A 6996-nucleotide genomic window follows, 5' to 3' on the forward strand; every position below is an offset into this window, starting at 1 on the left:
TGTTACAATCGCTTTGACTTACTTTGAAAGAGTTCAAAGAGGTAAATACGACTTCAAAGTTTAAACTATGGAGAAATTATTTTGACTCTCATTATAGGGAGTTCAAAATCATTTCAAAGCTTATTTTATTTTTTTACAATATTTTTTTACTTAAATCTAAAATTTCCACATTTTCAAAAGACCTTATTTTTTCAAAATCATTGTTGAGGAGAAGCATTAGTATTTCCAATGCTTTTTCAATTCCGTTTTCGCTGCGCTGGAATAATTTTTCGCTGTCATTTTCACATAAATCAGCATAAACATCGGTGGTTGTCGTAATTTCGCAGGTGTCTGTTATTACTGATATTCCACCACGCCCGATGCCTGCTGTTGTTCCAATTGCTATGTCACAATCGCTTAATTCTTTTACAGCCTTTGCCATGATTTTACTCATGGCTTTATCTCCGGCTTCATCATAGACTTTAATGCCTTTGATTAATTTTTTGGGTTTTGGAGGATTTTCAACATTCAATACCTTTTTTACCGCTTCAATTGTTGGAATAAATAGGCTGCAGGTTACGCTAATGTCATTATAATCGAAATCACCATATTTTTTTGGGTTTTCAATGTACTCTACTCCAAAGTTTCCTTCATAACTTTGAGCCAATGCATGCAATTCCCTTCCGATTTTTCCTTGTGTAAAGCATTCTGCTGTAGCTATTTTAATCATATTCTGTCATCCAATAACTTCAATGCATTCATTGTAATGATTTTTGCAACTTCATCTAAAGTATATGGTGTTACGGGCTCATTGTCCCTGATTAACTTGTTTGTTGTTAAAACCAAATGATTTTCTGTTATTCCCTGTTTTCTTAACTCTTCAATAGCGGGATTGGTGTCATCATATTCTGAAATGTCCTTGATTTCGATATTTTCATTTCCATATCCGAATATTCCTGCAGTTCCAATTGTTTTTGCACCCCTTTCGTGGGCATGCTTTATTATTTTGGCTGCGGTAGGTATGGTATTTCCTCCGGCAATGACGATGATTACAACATCCCCTTCAATCAAATCGAGATTTTCGTCTGTAATATATTCAGGATGGCTTAAAACTTCTCTGAATTCCTTTTTATGGGTGCATAACTGTTTAATGAAATCCGGCTTGTTTTGACCTGTTTTGGCTCCAAGGAGTGTGAAAATCACATCTCCACCATCTATTTTTTGACCGTCGAATGCACCTATTGTCTTTGGTCCGCCTCTGTGAACCTGCATTAGGTTTATTCCAATTCTTAAACCTAATCTTCCGCATCCAATCAAATCGATTCTGCCGTGTGGGACTTGTCTGTCTTCCATCTTTTTAATTTCGTCATTTGTCATTTTATCACTTCTATAGGGTTTTTGTCGATAACTTCTGTATTGATGTCAAGTTCTTTCATGATGTTTTCAAGGGCATAGAGTCCTGGAACTTCACTTTCATGATGGGTTAAGTCAATCAATGTAATTTTTAAATTTTTGGCAAGAATTGCAGTTTCCTGAGTCATGTCTCCGGAAATTAAAACATCTAAATTTTTTGTTTTGGCTAATTTTATATAATCGGGGTTTTTTAAGCCAAAACCGGATATGATTCCAACATTTCTTATTGTCCTTTCATCATCCGTGTCGTTTACGATTCTTGCGTTTTTGAATTTCATTAGAATATTGCTTTTCAGTTCTGTAAATTTTTCATCTGCCTTGCAGACTCTTCCGATTTTTGTATTGTCATCGAAATAATCAATAACCTCTAAATCCAGTGCTTTTGCCAATGCTTCATTTGCTCCACCGTCCATTATGTCCCAATTTGAATGTATTGTATAGGTCGGTGTTTCTGGAATGAACAGCGGAGGATGATGGGTTATTATCAGAGTATTTTCACTGTTAATGTCATCTTCTGGCAGCAAATCCATGTAAATTTTTACTGATTCAATATCCTGTGATAAATCGTAATCTTTTTTGAATCCTATTTCATCACCTTTCAAGGCCAATGACCTGGGTATTCTTTCATCCAGAAAGTCAATTATTTCACTGAGCTTCATTTAAATCACCCTTGAGGTAATTTTATCCATCTCTTCGCTGATGACTCCGTCACAATTGAATGGACTTATTGTGGATACTTTAAGGGCATTTACATTAACGAGTTCAATGAACTTGCCTATATTTTTTTCTTTAAAGATGACCTCTTCAAAAAAACCCATTTCACATGCGCTGTAGAGCGTGCCTTCCTTTTCAAGGCATATTTTCAAAACCCTGGTTAAAAGGCCGATTGTCAGTGTCATTGTTCCGGATGTTTTCGTATCGATGCCTTCGGTTTTTATTATTGCCTTATTTGGGGATTTGACTGCATTCAGCCTTTCATCGATGTTGTTCTTATCTTTCAAGAGTGGATCATTGTCTTCAGCTATTGGATCTTCTATTATGAATGCGTCAACATCAAATTTTGATGACTGCTCAACATTGATGCCGCCAAAACCTGTTGTGTCAATCACGACATCTCCGGAATAGATCAAATCAAGATTTGAAGAAAAATCAACGCTATTTTTGAGCTTTCCTCCCACATCTGTATAAAGCAAGCCTTCCAAATGAGGATAGATATCAATCAATAATATGTTTTCATATTTTTCGCTTAATTTTTTAACAATTCCTACGCCTGTAAAATATGTCCCTATAACAATTATTTTTGTATCTGAGGAAAGATTCAAACTTTCAATATAGCTGAAAACAGCTTCTGACTTTTTTGAAATGATTTCATTAAAGATATCAATTACTTTGATTTCAGATTTGATTGTAAGTACTTCAGATGTGATTCCAGTATCAATATCCATATTTTAACCTTCAATTTTTTTAAATCCGATTTTTTCAAGAGCTTCAGATGCCTCTTCATAAACTGCTTCTTCAATTGTTTTTTTATGAATCACGTGTGATGGGGAGGTTCCGGCAGTTAGTATTCTTCCCTTGTTGTCTATAAAAATAAGCAGTGATCCTGAACCAGGAATTCCCAGGCGGCCTCTGGCTATTATCAAATCGGCATCACTTTGGTCTAGTGCCATATATGCCTTTGCCAGGGCAGGGATTCTGCTGGTGTCTGCAGTATTTGTGTCAATCTGAAGCATTTCAGCTTGAGGCAACCCGTACTCGCTTAAAACTCTGTTTAAAACTTCAACCTTTATTCCGTTTTTATTAGGAATGCATATCTTTTCAGCATTTTTCATGTAATCCTGAATTTCTTTGATTTCATCAAGAGTATCTCCAAACCTGCGGTCATCTCTTGACTCTTCAAATGCATTTCTTATCATCTTTTCAAATGCCATATTATCATATTTTAAAAAAAGTGATTAAATAGTTTGAGGTATTAAATCCAGTTTTTCAATGACATTGACGACTTCATTATAATTTCCATATTCCGGAGAGCCTACCCCTTTAACTTCGTGAGGGTAATTGTCGGCTATTACGGTTGCCAGGTTATTTGCACCTGCCTTGAGTGAAAATTCTACATTTTCAGGACCGACGGTCGGTGTCGGCATTGTAATTGTGATTTCAGGATACATTATTCTGGTGATTGCAACCATTTTCAGCTGCTCTTTCAATGGGAATGCAGGATGATTTTCCATTGGTGTGCCTTCATATGGATTGAATCCCATTATTGGAATTTCTTCCAATGTTTTGAAGTTGGATAAGTAACGTAGGTGTTTTATTCTATCTTCTTTACTTTCGCCAAGACCTAAAAGCAGTCCTGAAGACAATCCCACACCCGCTTCGCTTACTCTTTTGCAGGTTAGTATTCTTTGATCTAGTGAGTCTCCAGGTTTTCTTTGATAGAATACGTCCTCATTAATGGTTTCCAGGTTGCAGCAGATTGTATCTGCACCAAGTTCAGCCAATTCCTGTACGGACTTTTCAGTCAAATCCCCACCGACATTTACAAGAATCTCCAAATCTGATTGTCCTTTTACTATTCTGCATGCATTAACTGCTTGCTTTCCTTTGTATCCGTATCCTCCAGAACAGCTTACGCGGGGAATGTGTGCCTGTTGAATGGATTTTACAGCTTTCAGTATTTCATCATTGGATTTATAAAATGCATTGTAGTATCCTTTTTCGGAAGTCTCTTCTGCAAATCCACAATATTCGCATCTAGGTTGGATTTGGCATTTGTTGGTAAGATGGACAGTGGATGTTAATTTGATTACTTTTGATTGATTGTCTCTTATATCGCAAGCTATCTTGAACAACTTTTCCAAATCCTCATCGTTCTCGATGTCCAACAATTCTAAAAATTCCTCATCGCTTAATTCTTGTCCTTGTTTTGCTTTATTTAAGATTTCATCAATCAATTTAACACCCAATTTTAATTTTTTTATCTTTAATAATCATTAACTTATTTTTTAATGGCTATTTTTCACAGCAATTAAAAAATAAGTTAAAGAATTGTTGATAAGAATCAACAATTATAACTTATTTGCATTTATTTGTCTTTACCTAAGTAATCGAGTACGGTAGGTACGATTTCTGCTAAGGAACCGAAGTTCATTGAGTCAGCAGTACCTAATAATGCAGCTGGGTTTAAAGCATCGTCCATTTTGTCGATACCTTCATCTTGCATTAATGCGGTTACTTGGGTTAAAGCTTCGTTAGCCATCATTTGTGCAAATCCGGCAGGAGCACCTAAAATTTGAGTAACAGTGTCTCTGTAAGCTAAAATACCTGCGTAGGTAATAGCAGTTACTGCGGAACACATGTCACATACAGGACCAACCATGTTTGCTGGTAATGTGAATGCAGATCCTCTTGCTTTTTGACCTAATTCCATTAAGGTGTCAATGGAAGCTTGGTCAGCGAAACCTTCAGCAATGTATACTTGTCCTTTCATTTCAGGTACAGCACCTGGGTGGTAGGAAGCTACGTTTACGTTGGTTCCTAAGTCTTCGAAGATTTTGTTTAATCCGGTGGTTGGGATGGTACATGCGTGAGTTACAATTGCACCTTCTTTGATGTCATCTGCGAAGTTTTTGATGATGTCAGGTTGCATACCGCCTTCTGGTAACCAGGTCATTACCCAGTCAGCGTCAGCTACAGCTTCAGAGTCATCGTTAATACATTTCATTCCTAAATCTTCTGGGTGAGTAAAGTGAATAGCTCCTTTTGCTGGTTTTGGTACAGTTTCTGCTAATTCGTTAACTTTTGCTCTGATTGCAGGCATTACATCTTCTGGGTTTCCTGCTTTGTGTGCTGCAATTACTTCTGCGTAATCAAAATCATCTACTACAACGAAATCTCCATCAAATACAGGGTCGGATACGACTACTTCGTCTACACCTGCTAATTCTAATAATTCTGCACCCATTTCGATGGTTGAGTGAGTCATTGAAATGTTTTCTTTTCCGGTTGCTTCTGCAACTTCACAAGCTCTTGAGAAGTTGGTAATTCCACTTGCAGCGTGTGTTCTGTAACATCCTGCACCTAAAATTGCTACTTTCATTTTTTTGTCTCCTTTTTTATCGTTTTCGAATCTTTCTTTTAATTTAGAAAGAATCATTTTTTTGTCTCCTTATTTATTGAACTTTTATAATAGCTTGAACTATTCTAAAAGTTTTACTGCATGGATTCAATGAGCGAGACTCATTAAGTAATACAAATTATGGTAGTTTTATTCCATGCAGTAATAAGTTATATTTAAATAATAGTACTATTTAAAACTTGTTATTACTCTTTTTTTAGTATTATTTTTTTAGTATATATTTATTTCTAGTAATACTGGTATTACTATTTCTTTATTATTATATGCTTTTGTAATACTTTTTATTTTATTATATGAAGAATTTTAAATCTATTTTAGGTATGCCTAAATCGAAAGATATTTATTAAGGATTTCACTGAAAATATTATTAGATAAAGCAATTTTGGAGTAAAATTTCATGTATGACTTAATAAGAAAAGCGGTTTTTGATGATGAAGCCGCAATTCAAATTTCAAAAATGGACAAGGATGTGACATCAGTTGTTGATGCAATTTCAGAACTTTCCCTGGATGAGGCAATGAAATTGGGGATGCAGTTTAAAAGATTTCCATTAGGCTGTGACCTGACTGAAGTTGTTGCAGGAACATGTGCATCCGATTTGGAGATAATGGATTTGCTTGGCAACTGTCGCTTATCAGATATGATAGGTGCTCCAATTCATATCTGTGCATATGCATTTTCTGATATCGGAGAAAAATTCGGAATGACCGGTCTTGAAGTGATGCAAAAGGTCCATGAAATAGTTGACGTTCCTCTTGATTTGGATCACTTTGGAGAAAATGGTGCAATGAGGCTTCCGAAAAATATCAGTGGCTGTGGCGGTGAATGTTATAATAAGGGTCCCGCATTCACAGAATGTCCTAGAGAGAGGATTCACGAACGTTTGATTGATAAGGAAATGGAACAGAAAGATGATAAGGAGGAATGGATTAAGTTATCATCATCCGTTGCAGTAAACGTTACTTCTGAACAGACTGGAGACGGTCATGCAGCCCCTTTAAGGGAAGCTGAAGACATTGCACAGCTGGCCAAAAAATATGGCAGAGGTTTGGAATCCATAATGTTTGTTGGTGACGGTTATGATGAGGTCATAACAGGCTTTGAAAAATCCATTGAAATCGGTGCAGATGTCATTGTGGTTGAAGGAGGTCCGTTCAACAGGTGTGAAAACACTACAGAAAGCTTTGCAAAAACAATTGCGGCTGCAAGGATATTGTCTCCAGGAAAGGTTGTGGCCACCAATGGAGCTTATGAACATGAGGTTCGTGCAGGATTGCGTTCAGGCTTGAACATGGTTATTACAGGTTTTCCAAAAAATCATCACGGATACATGTGCGGCTATGAGCCCGGAACTGCCAGAAGAGGAAAATTCGGACTTCCAAGGATTATCCAAATAATCAATGAGGAATTTCCAAACAGGGGACTTCCGGTTCAAAAGCATGATTTGCTGTCATTAGCTACTGCAG

At 36.5% G+C, this 6996-nt stretch carries 8 protein-coding genes; 1 reads left to right on the plus strand and 7 read right to left on the minus strand.

Going from position 1 to position 6996, the window contains the following annotated elements; translation table 11 throughout:
- Positions 1–133 precede the first annotated feature (133 nt).
- The 7 genes from QZ143_RS08730 to hmd form a co-directional block, all read right to left on the minus strand.
- Positions 134–709 carry a UPF0254 family protein gene (locus QZ143_RS08730; RefSeq protein ID WP_292883263.1) on the minus strand — a complete coding sequence of 192 codons (576 nt, stop codon included), beginning with the start codon at positions 707–709 and terminating at the stop codon, positions 134–136.
- Positions 706–1356: a hypothetical protein gene (locus QZ143_RS08735; RefSeq protein ID WP_292883266.1), complete on the minus strand. Its 651-nt coding sequence runs from the start codon at positions 1354–1356 to the stop codon at positions 706–708. The genes QZ143_RS08730 and QZ143_RS08735 overlap by 4 nt, the downstream gene beginning before the upstream one ends.
- A complete protein-coding gene (locus QZ143_RS08740) occupies positions 1353–2051 on the minus strand; it encodes a Nif3-like dinuclear metal center hexameric protein (RefSeq protein WP_292883269.1) in 699 nt (232 codons plus the stop codon). The genes QZ143_RS08735 and QZ143_RS08740 overlap by 4 nt, the downstream gene beginning before the upstream one ends.
- Positions 2052–2837 (minus strand): SAM-dependent methyltransferase HcgC family protein, encoded by a 786-nt coding sequence (locus tag QZ143_RS08745; RefSeq protein WP_292883272.1) that lies wholly within the window; start codon positions 2835–2837, stop codon positions 2052–2054.
- Positions 2838–2840: 3 nt separating this feature from the next.
- On the minus strand, positions 2841–3323 hold the full coding sequence (locus QZ143_RS08750; RefSeq protein WP_292883275.1) for a DUF3236 domain-containing protein: 483 nt from the start codon (positions 3321–3323) through the stop codon (positions 2841–2843).
- 24 nt (positions 3324–3347) lie between these two features.
- Positions 3348–4346, minus strand: coding sequence for a 5,10-methenyltetrahydromethanopterin hydrogenase cofactor biosynthesis protein HmdB (gene hmdB, locus QZ143_RS08755; RefSeq protein WP_292883278.1), 999 nt, complete (start codon positions 4344–4346; stop codon positions 3348–3350).
- 131 nt (positions 4347–4477) lie between these two features.
- Entirely contained in the window at positions 4478–5491 is a 1014-nt protein-coding gene (hmd, locus tag QZ143_RS08760) for a 5,10-methenyltetrahydromethanopterin hydrogenase (protein ID WP_292607778.1), read from the minus strand.
- Positions 5492–5927: 436 nt separating this feature from the next.
- Here hmd and hmdC point away from each other — a divergent pair.
- Positions 5928–6996, plus strand: a 1069-nt coding sequence (gene hmdC / locus QZ143_RS08765; RefSeq protein WP_292883281.1) for a 5,10-methenyltetrahydromethanopterin hydrogenase cofactor biosynthesis protein HmdC, incomplete at its 3' end; no start/stop codon positions are given.

The organism is Methanobrevibacter sp. UBA188 (assembly GCF_905234905.1).
Lineage (GTDB): Archaea > Methanobacteriota > Methanobacteria > Methanobacteriales > Methanobacteriaceae > Methanocatella.

Excerpts from the sequence above, each read along its gene's own strand:
- QZ143_RS08750 (WP_292883275.1), bottom strand. The coding sequence starts at position 3,323 with ATGGCATTTGAAAAGATGATAAGAAATGCATTTGAAGAGTCAAGAGAT.
- QZ143_RS08730 (WP_292883263.1), bottom strand. The coding sequence starts at position 709 with ATGATTAAAATAGCTACAGCAGAATGCTTTACACAAGGAAAAATCGGA.
- QZ143_RS08740 (WP_292883269.1), bottom strand. The coding sequence starts at position 2,051 with ATGAAGCTCAGTGAAATAATTGACTTTCTGGATGAAAGAATACCCAGG.
- QZ143_RS08745 (WP_292883272.1), bottom strand. The coding sequence starts at position 2,837 with ATGGATATTGATACTGGAATCACATCTGAAGTACTTACAATCAAATCT.
- QZ143_RS08735 (WP_292883266.1), bottom strand. The coding sequence starts at position 1,356 with ATGACAAATGACGAAATTAAAAAGATGGAAGACAGACAAGTCCCACAC.
- hmd (WP_292607778.1), bottom strand. The coding sequence starts at position 5,491 with ATGAAAGTAGCAATTTTAGGTGCAGGATGTTACAGAACACACGCTGCA.